This is a genomic window from Brevundimonas sp., from assembly GCF_032055285.1.
Taxonomy (GTDB): Bacteria; Pseudomonadota; Alphaproteobacteria; order Caulobacterales; family Caulobacteraceae; genus Brevundimonas.
In genome coordinates this window covers 1-17,350 of sequence record NZ_DAMBRE010000009.1, presented here as the reverse complement: position 1 = coordinate 17,350, position 17,350 = coordinate 1, and the positions used below count along the sequence as shown (strand labels likewise).

At 66.3% G+C, this 17,350-nt stretch carries 20 protein-coding genes and 1 tRNA gene; 12 read left to right on the top strand and 9 right to left on the bottom strand.

The genetic code is table 11. From position 1 onward, the window contains the following. Positions 1-3: 3 nt before the first annotated feature. Genes RTY13_RS15810 through RTY13_RS15795 form a run of 4 tightly spaced genes read left to right on the top strand, consistent with a single transcriptional unit; the run spans position 4 to position 5,129 of the window. A complete protein-coding gene (locus RTY13_RS15810) occupies positions 4-1,566 on the top strand; it encodes a pilus assembly protein CpaE (RefSeq protein WP_312784878.1) in 1,563 nt (520 codons plus the stop codon). Between the two features lie 4 nt (positions 1,567-1,570). After that, complete coding sequence (locus RTY13_RS15805; protein WP_312784876.1) at positions 1,571-3,148, top strand: CpaF family protein; 1,578 nt, start codon at positions 1,571-1,573, stop codon at positions 3,146-3,148. A gap of 6 nt (positions 3,149-3,154) precedes the next feature. Continuing rightward, a complete protein-coding gene (locus RTY13_RS15800) occupies positions 3,155-4,132 on the top strand; it encodes a type II secretion system F family protein (RefSeq protein ID WP_312784875.1) in 978 nt (325 codons plus the stop codon). Between the two features lie 22 nt (positions 4,133-4,154). Further along, complete coding sequence (locus RTY13_RS15795) at positions 4,155-5,129, top strand: type II secretion system F family protein (RefSeq protein ID WP_409450325.1); 975 nt, start codon at positions 4,155-4,157, stop codon at positions 5,127-5,129. A 13-nt stretch (positions 5,130-5,142) separates the two neighbouring features. Here RTY13_RS15795 and RTY13_RS15790 read toward each other — a convergent pair whose 3' ends face one another. After that, entirely contained in the window at positions 5,143-5,574 is a 432-nt protein-coding gene (locus RTY13_RS15790) for an SRPBCC domain-containing protein (protein ID WP_312784873.1), read from the bottom strand. Between the two features lie 28 nt (positions 5,575-5,602). Continuing rightward, complete coding sequence (locus RTY13_RS15785; RefSeq protein WP_312784872.1) at positions 5,603-5,977, bottom strand: hypothetical protein; 375 nt, start codon at positions 5,975-5,977, stop codon at positions 5,603-5,605. A gap of 82 nt (positions 5,978-6,059) precedes the next feature. Here RTY13_RS15785 and RTY13_RS15780 point away from each other — a divergent pair, with 82 nt between their 5' ends. The 4 genes from RTY13_RS15780 (at position 6,060) to RTY13_RS15765 (ending at position 8,170) form a co-directional block, all read left to right on the top strand. Continuing rightward, the gene (locus tag RTY13_RS15780; protein WP_312784870.1) at positions 6,060-7,379 is read left to right on the top strand and encodes an amidohydrolase; all 1,320 of its coding nucleotides are present in this window, start codon (positions 6,060-6,062) and stop codon (positions 7,377-7,379) included. Between the two features lie 66 nt (positions 7,380-7,445). Continuing rightward, positions 7,446-7,589, top strand: a complete 144-nt coding sequence (locus RTY13_RS15775; RefSeq protein WP_312784868.1) for a hypothetical protein — start codon at positions 7,446-7,448, stop codon at positions 7,587-7,589. Positions 7,590-7,619: 30 nt separating this feature from the next. Further along, the gene (locus tag RTY13_RS15770; RefSeq protein ID WP_312784866.1) at positions 7,620-7,961 is read left to right on the top strand and encodes a RidA family protein; all 342 of its coding nucleotides are present in this window, start codon (positions 7,620-7,622) and stop codon (positions 7,959-7,961) included. Further along, complete coding sequence (locus tag RTY13_RS15765; RefSeq protein ID WP_312784864.1) at positions 7,961-8,170, top strand: hypothetical protein; 210 nt, start codon at positions 7,961-7,963, stop codon at positions 8,168-8,170. Before RTY13_RS15770 ends, RTY13_RS15765 begins: the two co-directional genes overlap by 1 nt. On the opposite strand, the gene RTY13_RS15760 is transcribed toward RTY13_RS15765, so the two are convergent. The 3 genes from RTY13_RS15760 to dapE form a co-directional block, all read right to left on the bottom strand. Then, positions 8,167-9,072 carry a sigma-70 family RNA polymerase sigma factor gene (locus RTY13_RS15760; protein WP_312784862.1) on the bottom strand — a complete coding sequence of 302 codons (906 nt, stop codon included), beginning with the start codon at positions 9,070-9,072 and terminating at the stop codon, positions 8,167-8,169. The genes RTY13_RS15765 and RTY13_RS15760 overlap by 4 nt on opposite strands. After that, on the bottom strand, positions 9,059-9,523 hold the full coding sequence (locus RTY13_RS15755) for a carboxymuconolactone decarboxylase family protein (protein WP_312784860.1): 465 nt from the start codon (positions 9,521-9,523) through the stop codon (positions 9,059-9,061). The genes RTY13_RS15760 and RTY13_RS15755 overlap by 14 nt, the downstream gene beginning before the upstream one ends. 78 nt (positions 9,524-9,601) lie before the next feature. Beyond that, entirely contained in the window at positions 9,602-10,795 is a 1,194-nt protein-coding gene (gene dapE, locus RTY13_RS15750) for a succinyl-diaminopimelate desuccinylase (protein ID WP_312784858.1), read from the bottom strand. A gap of 49 nt (positions 10,796-10,844) precedes the next feature. Between dapE and RTY13_RS15745 the strand changes: the two genes are divergently transcribed. Together RTY13_RS15745 and RTY13_RS15740 are read left to right on the top strand one after the other, a co-directional pair. Then, a complete protein-coding gene (locus RTY13_RS15745; RefSeq protein ID WP_312784856.1) occupies positions 10,845-11,321 on the top strand; it encodes a cupin domain-containing protein in 477 nt (158 codons plus the stop codon). Further along, on the top strand, positions 11,318-12,622 hold the full coding sequence (locus RTY13_RS15740) for an MFS transporter (protein WP_312784854.1): 1,305 nt from the start codon (positions 11,318-11,320) through the stop codon (positions 12,620-12,622). The genes RTY13_RS15745 and RTY13_RS15740 overlap by 4 nt, the downstream gene beginning before the upstream one ends. Before the next feature lie 40 nt (positions 12,623-12,662). On the opposite strand, the gene RTY13_RS15735 is transcribed toward RTY13_RS15740, so the two are convergent. From RTY13_RS15735 to RTY13_RS15725, 3 genes are all read right to left on the bottom strand, one after another. Further along, the gene (locus RTY13_RS15735; RefSeq protein WP_312784852.1) at positions 12,663-12,968 is read right to left on the bottom strand and encodes a hypothetical protein; all 306 of its coding nucleotides are present in this window, start codon (positions 12,966-12,968) and stop codon (positions 12,663-12,665) included. A gap of 70 nt (positions 12,969-13,038) precedes the next feature. Then, positions 13,039-14,325: a hypothetical protein gene (locus RTY13_RS15730; protein WP_312784850.1), complete on the bottom strand. Its 1,287-nt coding sequence runs from the start codon at positions 14,323-14,325 to the stop codon at positions 13,039-13,041. Positions 14,326-14,399: 74 nt separating this feature from the next. Then, positions 14,400-14,777, bottom strand: coding sequence for a nuclear transport factor 2 family protein (locus RTY13_RS15725; RefSeq protein WP_312784848.1), 378 nt, complete (start codon positions 14,775-14,777; stop codon positions 14,400-14,402). Between the two features lie 199 nt (positions 14,778-14,976). Here RTY13_RS15725 and RTY13_RS15720 point away from each other — a divergent pair. Together RTY13_RS15720 and RTY13_RS15715 are read left to right on the top strand one after the other, a co-directional pair. Beyond that, positions 14,977-15,053: transfer RNA gene (locus tag RTY13_RS15720), tRNA-Arg, on the top strand. 53 nt (positions 15,054-15,106) lie between these two features. Next, positions 15,107-16,603 (top strand): site-specific integrase, encoded by a 1,497-nt coding sequence (locus RTY13_RS15715; RefSeq protein WP_312784846.1) that lies wholly within the window; start codon positions 15,107-15,109, stop codon positions 16,601-16,603. Between the two features lie 29 nt (positions 16,604-16,632). Here RTY13_RS15715 and RTY13_RS15710 read toward each other — a convergent pair whose 3' ends face one another. Further along, the gene (locus RTY13_RS15710) at positions 16,633-17,085 is read right to left on the bottom strand and encodes a surface-adhesin E family protein (RefSeq protein ID WP_312784844.1); all 453 of its coding nucleotides are present in this window, start codon (positions 17,083-17,085) and stop codon (positions 16,633-16,635) included. Positions 17,086-17,350 lie beyond the last annotated feature (265 nt).

Sequence of the window (17,350 nt, the reverse complement as noted above, 5' to 3'; positions counted from 1 at the left end):
GATATGACCAAACCCTTCGCTGCACGGGACTTCGACGCCCTGGACGCGTTCGAGACTGACGACGACTTCATCGACGCCGTTGCGACGCAGGTCCCTGAAGCTGCTCCTTTCCTGGTCCCACCCGAGCCAATGACGGCTCAGGCGTCGCCGCATGAAGAGACGTCCTACAATCCGGTCGGGCGTCTGGTGGCTGAAACCGAGGCCGCGGCCGCCGTCGTTGTTTCGTCCGCCGCGTCCGTTTCCACGGAGACCGCCACGAGAGGCTCGGCGCACCCCGCGCCCGTGGCCTATGAGCCGGCCAGTTTGCCGATCGCTTCAAGCGCCTCGGTCGAGGTGTCGATCCCGCGCATCGCCGTCCACGTCTTCGCCGAGCGTCAGGACACCCTGGCGTCTGCCGAGCGCGCTGGACAGGATCGCCGCATGTCGCGGGCCACGACCCAAATCCGCGTCGGCGGCGTGGCTGCAGCCATCGAGGCCTATCAGTCCGAGCCGACCCCGCCGCTGATCGTCGTCGAAAGCATGAAGGACGCCCAGACCCTGCTCTGGGAGATCGATCAACTGGCCGAGGTCTGCGACGCGGGGACCAAGGTCGTCATCATCGGCGCCGCCAACGACATCCTGCTGTTCCGCGAACTGATGCGGCGCGGCGTCAGCGAATATCTGGTCGCGCCGGTTCAGCCGCTGCAGCTGATTTCGGCCATCGGGGGCCTGTTCGCCGATCCGGCTCAGCCCTTCGTCGGCCGCTCCATCGCCTTTGTCGGGGCGCGCGGCGGGGCCGGGGCCTCGGCCGTGGCCCACAACACCGCCTATGCCATGAGCGAGCGGATCGGCGTCAACACGGTCATCGTCGACTATGACCTGCCGTTCGGCACCGCCGGCCTGGACTTCAACCAGGACCCGCTGGGCGGCGTCGCCGACGCCTTGAGCCAGCCGGACCGGCTGGACGCCACATTGCTGGACCGGATGATGGTGCGCTGCACGGACAAGCTGAGTCTGTTCGCCGCGCCCGCCACCCTGGACGCCGACTGGGACATCCAGCCGGACGCCTTCGAGGAGGTGACCACGCGGATCCGCTCGACCGCGCCTTTCGTGGTCCTGGACCTGCCGCACCTCTGGTCGGGCTGGATGCGCAAGACCCTGATCTCGGCCGACGAGGTGGTGATCGTGGCGACGCCGGATCTGGCCAGCTTGCGCAATGCCAAGAACATGATCGACCTGATCAAGCAGGGTCGTCCCAACGACGCCCCGCCGCGACTGGTGCTGAACCAGGTCGGCGTGCCCGGTCGTCCCGAAATTCCGGCCAAGGACTTCGGCGCGGCCCTGGGCGTCCACCCCAGTCTGATCATTCCCTTCGACGCCAAGGTCTTTGGTGCGGCCGCCAACAACGGCCAGATGATCGCTGACGCCGGCGCCAAGTCGAAATCCGCTGAGGCCTTCGAGACCCTGGCCCAGATCGTGTCCCGCCGCGAACTGCCCAGCACGCCCGCCAAGGGGCGCCCGGCTGCGTCGCCCGCCAACAAGAAGGGGGGGTCGATCCTGGCCTCCCTGTTCAGCAAGAAGCGCTGAGGCCATGTTCGGCAAGCGCACCGCTCAGCCTGGCGTGGCGGTCGCATCGCGACCCGCGCCCGCACCGCCTCCACAGCCGGCTGCGGAGCCGCGTGTTCTTCAACCGGTTGACGCCTTTTCCCAGGAAGAATTGGAAGCGCCGGCGCGGGCGCCTTCGGACGCCGCCGATCGACTGGACGCCCTGGCGGGGCGCCCTCGGCCCGAGGCCGCCGCGCCCGCGCCGGGCGGTCCGGTCAAGGGGCCGCGCGCCACGGCAGGGCTGGAGCAACTGAAGAAGGCCCAGGCGGTCGCCGAGATCGTTCGCGAGCAGTCCGACTATTATCACGCCACGAAGACGACCATCTTCAACGCTTTGATGAACACCATCGACCTGTCGCAACTGGCCCAGCTGGACCAGAAGGCGGCGTCCGAGGAAATCCGTGACATCGTCGCCGAACTGGTGGCGATCAAGAACGTCTCCATGTCGGTGGCCGAGCAGGAGCACCTGGTCCAGGACATCGTCAACGACGTCCTCGGCTACGGCCCGCTGGAGCCGCTGCTGAGCCGCGACGACATCGCTGACATCATGGTCAACGGCGCAGGCCGGGTCTTCATCGAAGTCGGCGGCAAGGTGCAGCTGACCAATGTCCGCTTCCGCGACAACACCCAGCTGATGAACATCTGCCAGCGCATCGTGTCGCAGGTCGGCCGCCGCGTCGATGAGAGCAGCCCGATCTGCGACGCGCGCCTGCCCGATGGCTCGCGGGTCAACGTCATCGCCCCGCCTCTGGCCATCGACGGCCCGACGCTGACGATCCGGAAGTTCAAGAAAGACAAGCTGACGATGAAGAACCTGGTGGAGTACGCCTCCATCAGTCCCGAGGGCGCGCGCGTCCTGGGCGTCATCGGCGCGGCGCGATGCAATCTGGTCATCTCGGGCGGCACCGGCTCGGGCAAGACCACTCTGCTGAACACCCTGACGGCCTTCATCGACCCGACCGAGCGCGTCATCACCTGCGAGGACGCCGCCGAACTGCAACTGCAGCAGCCCCACGTGGTGCGCCTGGAAACCCGTCCGCCCAACCTGGAGGGTCAGGGCCAGATCACCATGCGCGACCTGGTCAAGAACTGTCTGCGGATGCGTCCCGAACGCATCATCGTCGGCGAGGTGCGCGGACCCGAGGCCTTCGACCTGTTGCAGGCCATGAACACTGGCCACGACGGCTCGATGGGGACGCTGCACGCCAACTCCCCGCGTGAGGCCATCAGCCGGATGGAGTCCATGATCACCATGGGCGGCTATGGCCTGCCGTCCAAGACCATCCGCGAGATGATCGTCGGCTCGGTCGACGTCATCGTCCAAGCCGCGCGTCTGCGCGACGGCTCGCGCCGCATCACCCACATCACCGAGGTGGTGGGCCTGGAAGGCGATGTCATCGTGACCCAGGATCTGTTCGTCTACGAGATTACCGGCGAGGACGCCCACGGCAAGATCACCGGCCGCCATCGTTCGACCGGCATCGCGCGGCCCCGTTTCTGGGATCGTGCCCGCTACTACGGTCTGGAGCGCGAACTGGCCGAAGCCCTGGATGCGGCGGAGTAGGGCCTGATGCTTCCCATTCTCGCGGCCTTCCTGGCCTTCATCACCATCGGCGGACTGGGCTGGGTCCTAGTAGGCGGCGGCGACGACGGCTCGGGCCAGGCCGTCAAGCGCGCCAAGGCGATCGGCGCGGCCCGGCCAGAGGCTGTCGGCAAACGCGCCGCCGCGGTCAATACGCCCGAAGCGCGGCGTAAGCAGATCATGCAACAGTTGCAAGAGGTCGACCGCCGCAACCGCAAGGCGCGCATGACCATGGGCGCCAAGCTGAAGCAGGCGGATCTGGCGATCAGCGTGCGCACCTTTGTCATCATCAGCGTCGCCCTGGGCCTGGTCTGCGCCCTGATGGCCTTCCTGCTCCATCTCAATCCGATCGTGTCTCTGGGCATAGGCGTCGCCATGGGCCTGGGCCTGCCGCGATGGATCGTGAGCATGAAGGGCAAGAAGCGGATGAAGAAGTTCTCGCTCGCCTTCCCTGATTCCGTCGACATCTTGGTGCGCGGCATCAAGACGGGGCTGCCTGTCCACGACTGCTTCAAGATCATCGCCCGCGAAAGCCCCCAGCCTCTGGCGGGTGAATTTCAGCAACTGGTCGAGGGCCTGGGCGTCGGGATGACTCTGGCCGAGGCTCTGGACAAGATGTTCGAGCGCATGCCGGTGCCTGAACTGAAGTTCTTCGCCATCGTGATCGCTATTCAGCAGAAGAGCGGCGGCAACCTGGCCGAAGCCCTGGGCAACCTCACGACTGTCCTGCGCGCACGGCGGATGATGGGGGAGAAGATCAAGGCCATGTCGTCCGAAGCCATAGCCTCGGCCGGCATCATCGGTTCTCTGCCCCCGGTGGTCATGATCCTCGTGATGCTGGCCAGTCCCGCCTACATGATGCTGCTGTTCACCGACATGCGTGGTCAGGTGATGCTGCTGGGGGCGGCCGTCTGGATGAGCTGCGGCGTCTTCATGATGAAGCGCATGATCTCGTTCAAGTTCTGAGGAGGGCGTCGTGAACGGCTTCATGCGCTTCATCACCGACCCGCAGAATCTGCTGAGCATCGGCGTGGGAATCGCCGTCTTCGCCAGCGTCCTGACCCTTCTTGGTTCTCTCACGGGCGGTCAGCGTCTCGACAAGCGCATGAAGGCCGTGGGCGAGCGTCGTGAGGAATTGAAGCGCCGCTCACGTCAGGCGATCAAGGGTGGTCCTGCGAATACGGCGACGCTGCGCCACTCGGACGAGGGCTTCAAGAAGCGCGTCGTCGAACGGCTGAACCTGACCCAACTGCTGGAGGACCCCAAGGTCGCCGAGTACATGGTCCAGGCGGGGTTCCGCGGCCCGCGGCCTCTGACCACCTTCTATTTCTTCCGTTTCGCCACGCCCTTCATCTTCATGGTGCTGGCGGCGGTCTACTTGTTCCTGATCAACGATTTCGGGTTCAATCTGACCTTGAAGCTGTGCGCCCTGGTGTTTGCGGCGGCGGCGGGATTCTACGCGCCCAATCTCTATGTTCAGAACGTCATCGCCAAGAGGAAGCAGTCGATCGTCGCGGCCTTCCCCGACTCGCTGGACCTCCTGCTGATCTGCGTCGAGTCCGGCATGTCGATCGAGGCTGCGATCCAGAAGGTCAGTCAGGAAGTGGGAAGCCAGTCGATCGAACTGGCTGAGGAACTGAGCCTCTTGTCCGCCGAACTGTCCTATCTGCCCGACCGCAGAATGGCCTATGAGGGGATGGCCAAGCGGACCAATCATCCGGGGGTCCGGGCGGTCGCCACGGCCATGACCCAGGCCGAGACCTATGGCACGCCTCTGGGCAATGCTCTGCGGGTGATGGCCAAGGAGAATCGCGAACTGCGTCTGGCGGCCGCCGAGAAGAAGGCCGCGGCCTTGCCCGCTCAACTGACCGTGCCGATGATCGTCTTCTTCCTGCCGGTGCTGTTCGTGGTGATCCTGGGACCGGCGATCATCAATATCCAGGACATGATGAAGGGCGGCTGAGCCGCCTTCGCATCTAGCCTTCGGCGGCGCGCCTCAGGGCCTCGGCGATGTCTTCATAGGCGCTGCGGATGCTCTTGCGGTGTTTGTCATGGAAAAGCTCGCCGCGCAGACCCGAGAAGATGACGCCGTTGGAGACGATGCAGGCGCCGCGCTCCAGCTCCTCGATCTCGTAGTAGCGGATGGCGTTGAACATGAAGCCGCGCCGCTCGGCCCAGACCAGTTGCGAATAGGGCTGCCAGTCGCCCAGGCGGGCCTGGACCTGACGCTCGGCCATGCCGGGCAGGGCTTCGGTAAGGCTGATGCCCGCGCCAAAGGCCAGCGCTCCCGTCACCCCGGTCTCATAGGGGTTCCAGGCGTGCCAGTTCTCGAGATCCGACAGGATCTCCCAGATGCGGTCCGACGGCGCATTCACGCCGATACGCTTCTCTATACGGGTCGTGTCCATGCTCTGCCTCTGACACGGCTTTTCGACTTTAGGAAGTCGTCTCGATCGGAGCCGGGCTTGGCGCAGGCGGCTTGAGCCGGCGACCGTCGTCCAGGCCCAGCCGCGCCTTGACCTCGAACAGGTCGGCGCCGGCGGGCACGATCAGCAGTTCTTCAGGGCGGCGAGCATTGACCGCCACCACCGCATTCTTGGGGCAGACGTCGAAACAGTCGGCGCCGACGATGGCGAGATCCGCCTTTCGGCCCTTGCCCGCATGCAGATAGCGGCGCAGCGCCTTCCTTAGGGTCTTGTCGCCATCGGGGCCGAAACCGCCGTCCAGTTTCTTGGAGCATTTGCGGCACACCAGAACCACCTCGTTCCAGCGGGTCTTCGACACCTTGAAGGGTTTGGGCGTCTTGCTCATGGGTTTGAAGATCGGCGTTCGCGGCGACTTGCACAAGCGGCGTTCGCTTGTGCAACATGAACTTCACAAAGGGGAGTTCGTCATGACCATTCGCCGTCGCCTGATTGGCGCCGCCGTCGCCGCTGTGGCCCTGTCGGGAGCGAACGCCGCCGCCGCCCAGGTCCTTGCCGCCAACGTCAATGCGGCCGTGGACCGGGTCATGCCGGAGGTCGTGGCCTGGCGGCGTGACCTGCATCAGAATCCTGAACTGGGCTTCGCCGAGACGCGCACGGCGGGCGTGGTCGCCGATCACCTGCGCGCCCTGGGGCTGGAGGTGCGCACGGGCGTGGGCAAGACCGGAGTGGTCGGCGTGCTGCGGGGCGCAAGGCCCGGTCGCACGGTGGCCCTGCGCGCCGACATGGACGCCCTGCCGGTCAAGGAGGCGACCGGCCTGGCCTTCGCCTCGACCGCGACCGGAACCTATATGGGCGAGACGGTGCCGGTGGCCCACGCCTGCGGCCATGACGCCCACGTCGCCATGCTGATGGGGGCCGCAGAGGTGCTGGCCGGGATGAAGGACCAGATCAGCGGCACCGTCGTCTTCATCTTCCAGCCGGCCGAGGAAGGCGCGCCTCCGGGCGAGCCCCTGGGCGGGGCGGCCCTGATGATCCAGGAGGGGGCGTTGAAGGACCCGGCGCCCGAGGCCATTTTCGGCCTGCATGTCGTGCCGGGCGTTCCGGGCACCATCTTCTATCGGCCGCAGGGCTTCATGGCGGCCTCGGATCGGGTGGATATCGTCCTGCACGGCAAGCAGACGCACGGGGCCTGGCCGTGGAAGGGGGTCGACGTGATCGCCGCCGCCGCCAATGTGGTCCAGACCGTCAACACCCTGACGGCGCGCACCATCGACCCGACGACCACGCCGACCGTCTTCACCATCGCCACGATGGATGCAGGGGTGCGCTACAACATCATTCCCGACGAGGCGCGCCTCAGCGGCACCTTGCGCACCTTTGACGTGGCCCAGCGCGACGCCCTGGTGGCGCGCGCCGAGGCCGCTATCGACAATGTGGCCGAGGCCTATGGCGCCACCGCCGATTTCGCGGTCAGGCAGAACGCCGCCCTGGTGTTCAACGACCCGGCCCTGTCGGCCTGGCTGGCGCCGGTGCTGGAAGAGGCGGCGGGGGCCGGCCAGGTCAATCCGGCCACGCCCCCGACCACGGTGGCCGAGGACTTCAGCTATTTCCAGCGCGTGGTGCCTGGCGTCTTCTATCACCTGGGCGGCAGTCCCGACGGCGTCGATCCGGCGACCGCAGCGCCCAATCATTCGCCGCAGTTCGACGTGAACGAGAAGGTTCTGCCGCTGGGCGTGAAGGCTCATGTCTTCAGCGCTCTGCGCTTTCTGGAACGTTCTGAAAACTGATTGTTTCTGTTTATCAAGGGGTAAGCATGGGGGCGCATCCTCTCTGTTCCTGACGAGGGTTCGCCGATGCCACGCTTGCCGATCAACCTGCCGTCCGCCGCACCGGCCCGCCCCACACGCAGTCGCCTGCGCGAGGCGATCTTCTTCTGCATTTCCTTCGCGGCGGTCTTCGGCGCCGCCCTGCTGGTGATGGAGATGATGCTGGGCTAAGCCGGGGGCTCGATTTCAGGAGTCCTCCCCATGATCACCCGCATCCAGCCCGGCGCCCGCATGAGCGAAGCCGTCATCCACGGCAACACCGTCTATCTGGCCGGTCAGGTCGGCGAGCCGGGCGACGACATCACGGCCCAGACCAGGACGACCCTGGCCGAGATCGACGCCCTGCTGGCCCAGGCCGGCACCGACAAGTCCAGGATCCTGATGGCCACCATCTGGCTGGCCGACATCGCCGACTTCGACGCCATGAACGCCGTATGGGACGCCTGGGTAGACAAGGCCAACCCGCCCGCCCGCGCCACCAGCGAAGGCAAGCTGGCCTCGCCCGAATACCTGGTCGAGATCATCGTCGTGGCGGCCGTCTGATGGCCCTCGACAAGGACAGCGAACTGGAGCGCTTCAAGGCGACCCGCGTCACCGCCCTCTATCGCCTCGACCTGATCGAGAAGGGCGCGCAACTGACCTATGAGGACGGCACGCCCGTCGACATGGTCTCGGAAAAGCAGCGCCTCAAGGACCAGGTCGCGGACATGGACCGCCGTATCGCGCGTCTGGAGGCGGCGGGCGAGGCCTAGTTCGCCGTCTCGCGGCCGGGCAGGTCCAGCAGGGCGGCGATGCGCGCCAGCTTGTCCGGATTGCGGGTGATGAAGATGTCGACGATGCGCCCGTCCTCGATGGCCAGGGCCGTCGTCTGCAGGATCCCGCCCCTCTCGCGGCTGATGTAGCCGGGCAGGCCGTCGATCCAGACGGGGCGTATGAACTCGTGGGCGTGCGATCCGTATTTGCGATGCAGCCCCGCGCACAGGCGTAGCAGTTTCGGGGCGCCGTGGATCGCGTTGTAGAAGGCGATGACCTTGCCGCCGCCGTCGGACTTCAGCGTCACGCCTTCGGCCACAAGCACGCTCAAGGCGGTGAGGTCGCCTGTTCGCGAGGCCTCGAAGAACGCGCGGGCGAGGCGTTCACCTTCCTCGCGTTCGACGGCGTAGCGGGGGCGGGCGGCCTGGATATGGCGACGTGCGCGGCTGGCCAGCTGCCGGACGGAAACGGGGTCGCGTTCAAGGGTCGCCGCCACCTCGTCAAAGCCGACATCGAAGACGTCGTGCAGCAGGAAGGCCGCGCGCTCCAGCGGCGACAGACGCTCCATCGCCGTCATCAGCGACAGGGTCAGGTCGTCGGCGAAGGCCTCGGCGTCCGCCTCCGGGCCGGTGATCAGGGGCTCGGGCAGCCAGGAGCCGACATAGGTCTCGCGTCGGGCGCGGGCCGATTTCAGCAGGTCCAGCGCCAGGCGCGTCGTGGTCCGCGTCAGCCAGGCGGCGGGTTCGCGAATCTCGGCCGGATCGACCCGGCTCCAGCGGAGCCAGGTGTCCTGCACCACGTCCTCGGCCTCGGCCAGGGAGCCCAGCATGCGGTAGGCGAGGCGCGCGAGCCGGGGCCGGTGCGCCTCGAAGACGTCGGTGGCGAGGTCAGGCCGCGACACGCGTCGGTTCCGCCGGGTGGGCCAGACGGAAGCCGACCGCCAGCCGGTTCCACACATTGATCGCCCCGATGGCGAAGGTCAGATTGACCTGGTCGGCCTCGCTGAATTCGGCCTTAAGGGCTTCATAGTCGGCGTCGGGCGCCTGGGTCTGTTCGATGCGGGTCAGGGTCTCGGCCCAGGTCAGGGCGGCGCGCTCGCGCGGGGTATAGAGCGAGGACTCGCGCCAGGCGGCCAGCAGGTGCAGCCGCACCTCGCTCTCGCCGGCCTTGCGGGCGTCAGCGGTATGCATGTGCAGGCAGAAGGCGCAGCCGTTGATCTGCGAGACGCGGGTCTTCAGCAGTTCCAGCAGGCTGTGTTCCAGGCCGCAGGCGCCGATGGTCTGCTCCAGCTTCATCATGGCCTGATAGGCGTCGGGGGCGGCCTTGAAGGGGCTGGCGATACGCGGGGTCATGTCGTCTCTCCTGCGCGCCTGATTGCGCGTCGCACTCATGACGAGACAGGCCGCCTGACTGTGACATGGCCCGTCGAATTATGTCTCCAGCCGCTCGAACACGGTCGTGATGACCGCCTGATAGGCGTCGGTCAGGGCGCGCAGCTCAGCCTCGGGCACGCGCTCGTCGACCTGGTGCATGGTCTGGCCGACCAGGCCCAGCTCCAGCACCGGGCACAGGGCGCGGATGAAGCGGGCGTCCGAGGTGCCGCCAGTGGTCGAGGCCTCGGGGCGGCGGCCCAGGGTCGCCTCGACCGCGTCCTGCACCGCCGTGACGAAGACGCCCGGCTCGGTCAGGAAGGCCTCGCCTGAGCACATGTGCTCCAGCTCGATGCGCAGGCCGGTTTCGGCCTGAACGGCGCCCGCCTCGCGGTTCAGCCAGTCGATCAGCCCGTCGCCGGTATGGGTCGGGTTGAAGCGGATGTTCAGGCGCGCCTTCGCCTCGGCCGGGATGATGTTGGTGGCCGGATTGCCCACGTCGATGGTGGTGATCTCGAGGTTCGACGGCGGGAACTCCGGGTATCCCTCATCCAGAACGTGGGCGTCGAGGCGGGCCAGGAGTTTAGCGATGACCGGGGCCGGATTGGCGGCGCGGTCGGGATAGGCGACGTGGCCCTGCTTGCCATGGACGGTGATCCAGGTGTTGAGCGAGCCGCGCCGCCCGACCTTGATCATATCGCCGAGGTGGTGGGCCGAGGAGGGCTCGCCGACCACGCAGGCGTCGATGACCTCGCCCTCGGCGGCCAGGGCCTCGACCACGCGCTTGGTGCCGTGCAGGGCCGGGCCTTCCTCATCGCCGGTGATCAGGAAGGAGAGGGAACCGGGGATGTCGCCTTCGGCCAGAATGCGCGAGACGGCGGCGACCCAGGCGGCGATGCCGCCCTTCATGTCCACGGCGCCACGTCCGTAGAGGATGCCGTCGCGCGTCTCGCCCTCGAACGGGGCAGCGGTCCAGGCGGTCAGGTCGCCCGTCGGCACCACGTCGGTGTGGCCGGCGAAGCAGAGGTTGGGCGAGGCCGTCCCGCGTCGGGCGTAGAGGTTCTCGATGCGGGCGTCGTGACCCACGCCGGTCGGGCCCTCGAACACCATGCGGCGGCAGGTGAAGCCCAGGCTGGTCAGGGTGCGCTCCAGCACGTCCATCGCCCCTTCGTCGGCGGGGGTGACGGAGGGAATGCGGATCAGGTCGCGGGTCAGTTCGACAGGATCAATGACGGAATGTGATGCGGCGCTCATGGGACTAATGCTTTAGGCATATCCCGCATCCGCGAGAAGGCCTGAAACCGTGCCGAAGATCGACATTGAAACTGCGCCGACTGGCCACGGGACCGGATACCCCGAGGAATTCGCCGCGCCGTGCAAGTCGCGGCGGCGCTGGCGGCTGGGCGACGCGGTCGGTCTGGACCAGTTCGGGGTCAATCTGCTGCGCCTGCCCGCCGGGGCCTGGTCCAGCCAGCGGCACTGGCATTCGGCGGAAGACGAGTTCGTCTGGGTGGTCGAGGGCGAGGTGGTCCTGGTCGAGGAGGACGGCGAGACCATCCTGACCGCTGGCGACTGCGCCGGCTTCAGGGCGAGCGTCGCTGACGGCCACAAGATCGAGAACCGCAGCGACCGCGAGGCGGTGCTGCTGGAGGTCGGCTCGCGCCGCCCTGCTGCAGACGCCTGCGACTATCCCGACATCGACATGATCCTGCCCAAGGGCGCCGACCGCTACTTCCATCGCGACGGAACCCCCTTTCCGAAGACGCCCCGAAGAACGTGACCACAGACAGTATCGACACCGCCCCGACCGTTCCGCCCCAGCCGCCGACGCCGCCCGGTTCACACGACGGTGGGCCGTCCAGCCCGTGGGCCATTCGCGATTTCCGCCTGTTGTGGGTCGGGCGCGTGGCGGCGGTCCTGGGCATCCAGATCCAGTCTTCGGCCCTGCTGTGGCAGGTCTATGAGATCGCCCGGCGCGACCATCCGATCGCCGAGGCCAGCCTCTATCTGGGGCTGGTGGGCCTGTGTCAGTTCCTGCCGCTGCTGGCCTTCACCCTGCCCGCCGGGGCCATGGCCGACCGGCGCGATCGCAAGCACACCGTGACCCTGTCCATCGTGGTCGAGAGCCTGTGCGCGCTCGCCTTCCTCGCCATGGCCCTGCACGGTTCGCCGCCGCTGTGGGGGTTGTTGGCGGTGGCCGCCGTCTTCGGCGCGGCGCGCGCCTTCCTCGCCCCGGCCAGTCAGGCCTTCCTGCCCATGGTGGTGGGGCGCTGGGCCCTGCCGCCGGCCATCGCGGCCCAGTCCATCGCCTTCCAGACGGGGGCCATCGCCGGCCCGGCGCTCGGCGGCGTCATCGTCGGGTTTGCGGTGCCCTGGGCCTACGCCTCGGCCATGGCGCTGTTCCTTGTCGCCATCGGCTGCTTCCTGCTGATCCGCACCAGGGGCAAACCGCAGTTCGTCGAGACGGGCGTCGGGCCGCTGGAACTGGTCAAGGAAGGTCTGTCCTATGTCTGGAAGACCAAGATCGTCCTGGGCGCCATCTCGCTGGACCTGGTGGTGGTGCTGCTGGCGGGGGTGGCCCTGCTGACGCCGATCTTTGCGCGCGACATCCTGCATGTAGGGCCGCAGGGCTTCGGCCTGTTGCGCGCTTCGTTCGGGGTGGGGGCTTTGCTGGTCGCGCTCTATCTGAGCCGCTTCCCCATCGTGAAACATGGCGGGCGCTGGATGTTCGCGGCCGTGGCCGTGTTCGGCCTGTCCACCCTGACCTTCGGCCTGTCGCACTGGGTCTGGCTCAGCGCCCTGGCCCTCTTCGTCGGCGGCGGGGCGGACATGATCAGCGTCAATATCCGCCAGACCCTGATCCAGCTGGCCACGCCGGATCACATGCGCGGGCGGGTGTCGTCGGTGTCCATGCTGTTCATCGGCGCCTCCAATGAACTGGGCGAGGCCTATTCCGGGGTCATGGTGCGCCTGCTCGGCCCGGTCGGGGCGGCGGTGTTCGGCGGCGTCGGCGCCCTGGCCGCCACCGGCATCTGGGCCAGGGTCTTCCCCGGCCTGCGGAAGGCGAACAAGCTGACCTGATGGTCGGCCCTTCTCTGGCGGGAGAAGGGCCGCTGCCCCATCAGTTCTTGGCGGGGACCCGCGTGTCCGTGGCCGGGTCGACGGCGCCGGGGCGGCCTTCGGCGGCGGCCTGGGCCTGATTGTCTTCCAGCTTGTCGGCGACCTTGCCGGCGCCTTCCTCGACGGCCTGAGCCGCCTTCATGGCGCCGGACTCGACCACTTCGCCGGTCTGGGCGGCGACGTCGGCGGCCTTGTCGCCGGCGGCTTCGGCATTGGCCTCGGCCTTGTTCTGCTCGGCCTGGGTGCAGGCGGCGGCGCCGAGCGCCAGAACTGAGGCGGCGGCGATCGTCAGGATACGGATGCGCATGGGATATCCCCCTTCGTGCGTTGAACCTTGGCGGTAAACGCGGTCGGCCGAAGGGGGTTGCCTCGCGTCCCTAGTCCAGATCGACCGGAAGCGTCTGGCTGGCCAGCAGCCGCTCGGTCGTGGCCCAATGATCCGGCCCCTGACCCTCGACCCAGGTCTGAACCATGTCGCGGCCCAGACCATAGTTGATGATGTAGCTGCGGTAGGTCTCGATGAAGTTCAGCCGCTGCGTCGCGCGGTCGCGCGCCACCAGATTGTATTTCTGCAGCTGGTCCAGCGCCGTCTCGCGATCGATGCGCCCGGCCAGATAGGCGTCGGCCACGGTGTATTCCGCCCGGCCCAGCTCGCGCGTCAGGGCCAGAAGCTGCGTCTGGGCCTCGGCCGTCGCCGGGTCCAGACCGGCCAGCGGATAGAGGACGCGCTTCTCGAAATCGGTGCGCTCATGGCCGGGGAAGGCCAGATCGATGCCGTAGTTGGCGCTGCCCTCGGCGATGAAGGACATGGGGCTGAACAGGGGATAGACGCTCATCTCGACCCAGCCCTTCTGCTTGACGAAGGTCTGTTCCAGCAGGGCGTTGTAGACGTGGTGGCCGGGATAGCCCTCGTGGCAGCCCAGATCGACGGCGCGGTCGATGAAGATGGGCAGGTCGGTGTTGACCTGGATCAGGCTGAAGGCGTTCCCCTTGTACCAGTTGTAGCCCGACCAGGGCTTGTTGTTGACGAACTCCAGGGTGAAGGTTTCGTTGGCGGGCAGGGTCATGTGCCGCTCGGTGCGCGCCTTGCATTCGTTGATGGCGGCCCGCATCACCGGCTCCAGCCGATCCTTGGGAATGACGTAGCGGGCGCGGAAGGCCGCGACCCGGTCGGCCAGGGGGCCTTCGCCGGGGACCAGGGCGTCGATGCGCGCCAGCACCGGATCATAGCTGGACAGAGGGCGCAGTTCCGGCCGCACCCCGAACAGGGCCTCGGCCTCGTCGGCGAAGCCCATCTTCTCGCCGCCCAGCATCCGCAGACGCGACGAAGCCGCCGAGACATGGGCCGACAGATAGGCGCGGCGTTGCAGACTCTGGGCGTCCAGCCCTCTGGTCGGAATCGCATTCAGCCGCTGGGTCAGGTCGCGCGCCCCCTCGGCCAACTGGGGCAGGGCGCGCGGATGGGCCTTGGCCGCCTCGGCCCATTCGGCCGGGCCGTAATAGGCGTCGACATAGCCCGGCTCGCGCTCGCCGATCTCCAGCGTCAGGGCGACATAGTCGCGGGCCACGGCGTCGAGACTGTCCGTCGCCGCCGGCGGCGTCGAGGCGCAGGCGGTCAGCAGGGCGGTCGCGGCCGTGAGAACGGCGATGGAGACGATACGCATGGAAGCTCCCTCTCTTCGGCGGGGACGCTAGGCGTTCGCGAGCGCGCCGCCAAGACCGGGCGATGCTGGAAAGGTCAGGGCCGGGGCTTGATGTTCTGTGGCCCCCAATAGGCGCGCATCTCGACGATCCGGCCCTCGGCGTCGAGGCGGAAGACGTCGATCACCTCGATGATTTCGTCGCGCCCGCCGCTTTGGCGATGGACGTGGAAGGGAAAGGCGACGCTGTCTCCCGACGTGCGCGGGGAGCCGGACATTTCGAGCTTGATGCCCCGGGCGACAGCGGTGCGGTAGAAACCACGGATGGCGTCGCGGCCCATGATGCGGGCCGCGCCCACAGGATCTTCGACGGTTGCCTCCTCGGCGTAGAGATCGGCGAGAGCTTCTGCATCGGCGCGGTCAAACCCGTCCACATAGGCGGCGATGACGTCGAGCTTGTGATCATGATCGGTCATCGTCTGCGGCCTTGGGCTGGTTTGAGGCCATGAAGTCTGCCGTCCCGCGGCGCTTCGATCCAGCCCGGACCCGGAAACAGAGAGTTGCCGCTTGGCGCCAGCAGCCCGGCAGCGAGGTTTTCTGGGCGCCGGGTTTTGCGGCCCGACACACAAATGTCTTTGCCCGCCCCTTCAAAGGCTGCTAACCGGACCGCCTTCCGCACCCGTAGCTCAGCTGGATAGAGTGCTGCCCTCCGAAGGCAGAGGTCACAGGTTCGAATCCTGTCGGGTGCGCCACTTCTCCAAAACACGTTGAAAACGCTACGGATTTACCGTCCGCAGAACCGTTTTTGGACGTTTGCTACACGACCCTGCTACACAATTTACTCGACGATCAGGGCGTAACGTCTTCTGATCATTCAGGAAAACGGGCCGAGGATTGCTACACAAAGCTGCTACACAATGTTCGAACGCATTTGGTCGAACGGAGTGGCGGTCGCATCTATTACCGGCGTCGAGTTCCCGACGCTCTGCGAGGGATTGTCGGCAAGAAGGAGGTCTGGAAATCCTTGGGGACGGACAGCCCCACGGTAGCCAAGCGTCGTGCTTTGCGAGTCGCGGCAGAGGTCGAGCATGAGTTCGAGGTGGCCCGTTCGAGGGTCGGCCATATCGTCGATCAGATCGTGCTGGATGGATTTTCCAAACGGGCGCCAATTGCTGAACCCGTCGCGGAAGCGGAGCCGCTGCCGGGCATCACCTTCGGCGATCTCTACGACGCCTACATGAACGATCCGACGCGGGATTGGTCGCCCACCACCCGGATGGCCTACCAGACGACCAAGCGGATCGTGATGGCGATCCTCGGGAAGGACGCTCCGATCCGCAGCATCACACGGACCCAGTGCCGCGAGATGATTGAAGTGCTCCGCTGGCAACCCCGCAATGCCTCGAAGCTGTTTCCCAAGCTCGGCCCCGTCGAGATCGCGGAAAGAGCGAAGGCTGAGCAGCGCACAGACCTGATCAACCCCGCCAACATAAACACCTACCTGAATAAGCTGGGCGGTGTGCTGAACTGGGCCGTGAAGGAGGAGATGCTTGACCGAAATCCTGCCCAAGGATTGCGTGTGCCCGATCCGACCGCCCGTCGTGACAAGCGGCTACCATTCTCGACCGATCAGCTACGGGCGATCTTCGCGGCACCTCTCTACACCGGCTGTCGCGACGATGAGCATGGCTACGCTGTGCGCGGCCCTGCTCGTCCACGGAACGCACGCTTCTGGATTCCACTGGTGTCGATGTTCGCCGGGCTTCGTCTGAACGAGGCGTGCCAACTTGATGTGGCGGACATTCGGCGCATCGAGGACGTTGACTGCTTCGCCATCACCGAACGGTCAGGTGAGAGCGCGACCGACAAGCGGCTCAAGACAGCATCCAGCGAGCGCGTCGTCCCGATTCATGCCACGCTGATCGATCTCGGCTTCATGGACTTCGTTCGACAGCGGAAACGAGATGGCGAGACCAAGCTGTTTGCGGAAGTCGGGATGGGTGCCACCGGTTATCGCTCGACGACCTTCTCCGCGTGGTTTCGCCGCTTCGTCGCGAAGGCTGGGGCCGACTCCCCGAAGACCTGCTTTCACAGCTTTCGTCATGGTTTCCGCGACGCCCTGCGTGAGTCTCGGATAGACAGGGACATCGCCCTTACGCTCGGCGGGTGGACGACGGCGAGTGGGGCCTCCTCGGTTTCGGATGCGTATGGCAGCGGCTACCGAATCGCCACGCTGAAGGAGGCAATCGACCGAGTTCACTATTCGGGCCTCGACCTCTGCCACCTCTATGACGGATCGTGACGGCGCTCGCCCCGCATCGCCTCCGGCGGTCAGTCTTGAACCGCGCGATAGGCCGCAACAAATGCTGCCGGATTGTCCCAGCCCTTGTCGCCGTAGGCCTCGTTGAAACAAGCAGCACGCATATTGGCATAGCCAACACTGTCGGGGACGAGAGGTGTCCACTCAACCCGCCCACTAACGGACCCAAGACTCGTCCCATCTTCGGCGTATTCTACGATTGTGGTGAAAGCGCTTTCGTCTCTCTGGCAGTCAAAAAGCGTTCGAATCAGCGAGTAGCCGACCCCTTTGTTGTCAGGCGTTGGGTTCACTGCCAGAACCCAAGCAGATAGACCCTTTGCCTCTGTTCGAACCGAGCCAAAGTCGACCCCAAAGGCACCCGTGTTATTGATGGTGACTATTCGCCAATCGCCAGCGTGAGCCACGCTCGCCAGCATCGACATTGCCGCCACGGCACAAGCCATTAGCTTCATAATCGCTCCCATTCAGACCCGCTCTGATAACAGCGGGTTCCAAACAAATCATGACTGTGGGAGCCGTTTCCGTCGCGCAATCCTCGGCCCGTTTTCCTGAATGATCAGAAGACGTTACGCCCTGATCGTCGAGTAAATTGTGTAGCAGGGTCGTGTAGCAAACGTCCAAAAACGGTTCTGCGGACGGTAAATCCGTAGCGTTTTCAACGTGTTTTGGAGAAGTGGCGCACCCGACAGGATTCCTCGTGCCGACCTGCTGGTAGGCCGAGCTATCGGC

Bases quoted from the DNA above. Each gene is read 5' to 3' on its own strand.
- RTY13_RS15785 (WP_312784872.1), bottom strand. From the start codon at position 5,977: ATGAGCAAGACGCCCAAACCCTTCAAGGTGTCGAAGACCCGCTGGAAC.
- RTY13_RS15805 (WP_312784876.1), top strand. From the start codon at position 1,571: ATGTTCGGCAAGCGCACCGCTCAGCCTGGCGTGGCGGTCGCATCGCGA.
- RTY13_RS15795 (WP_409450325.1), top strand. From the start codon at position 4,155: ATGCGCTTCATCACCGACCCGCAGAATCTGCTGAGCATCGGCGTGGGA.
- RTY13_RS15730 (WP_312784850.1), bottom strand. From the start codon at position 14,325: ATGCGTATCGTCTCCATCGCCGTTCTCACGGCCGCGACCGCCCTGCTG.
- RTY13_RS15755 (WP_312784860.1), bottom strand. From the start codon at position 9,523: ATGACCCCGCGTATCGCCAGCCCCTTCAAGGCCGCCCCCGACGCCTAT.
- RTY13_RS15765 (WP_312784864.1), top strand. From the start codon at position 7,961: ATGGCCCTCGACAAGGACAGCGAACTGGAGCGCTTCAAGGCGACCCGC.
- RTY13_RS15800 (WP_312784875.1), top strand. From the start codon at position 3,155: ATGCTTCCCATTCTCGCGGCCTTCCTGGCCTTCATCACCATCGGCGGA.
- dapE (WP_312784858.1), bottom strand. From the start codon at position 10,795: ATGAGCGCCGCATCACATTCCGTCATTGATCCTGTCGAACTGACCCGC.
- RTY13_RS15770 (WP_312784866.1), top strand. From the start codon at position 7,620: ATGATCACCCGCATCCAGCCCGGCGCCCGCATGAGCGAAGCCGTCATC.
- RTY13_RS15725 (WP_312784848.1), bottom strand. From the start codon at position 14,777: ATGACCGATCATGATCACAAGCTCGACGTCATCGCCGCCTATGTGGAC.
- RTY13_RS15735 (WP_312784852.1), bottom strand. From the start codon at position 12,968: ATGCGCATCCGTATCCTGACGATCGCCGCCGCCTCAGTTCTGGCGCTC.
- RTY13_RS15790 (WP_312784873.1), bottom strand. From the start codon at position 5,574: ATGGACACGACCCGTATAGAGAAGCGTATCGGCGTGAATGCGCCGTCG.
- RTY13_RS15780 (WP_312784870.1), top strand. From the start codon at position 6,060: ATGACCATTCGCCGTCGCCTGATTGGCGCCGCCGTCGCCGCTGTGGCC.
- RTY13_RS15775 (WP_312784868.1), top strand. From the start codon at position 7,446: ATGCCACGCTTGCCGATCAACCTGCCGTCCGCCGCACCGGCCCGCCCC.
- RTY13_RS15810 (WP_312784878.1), top strand. From the start codon at position 4: ATGACCAAACCCTTCGCTGCACGGGACTTCGACGCCCTGGACGCGTTC.
- RTY13_RS15710 (WP_312784844.1), bottom strand. From the start codon at position 17,085: ATGGGAGCGATTATGAAGCTAATGGCTTGTGCCGTGGCGGCAATGTCG.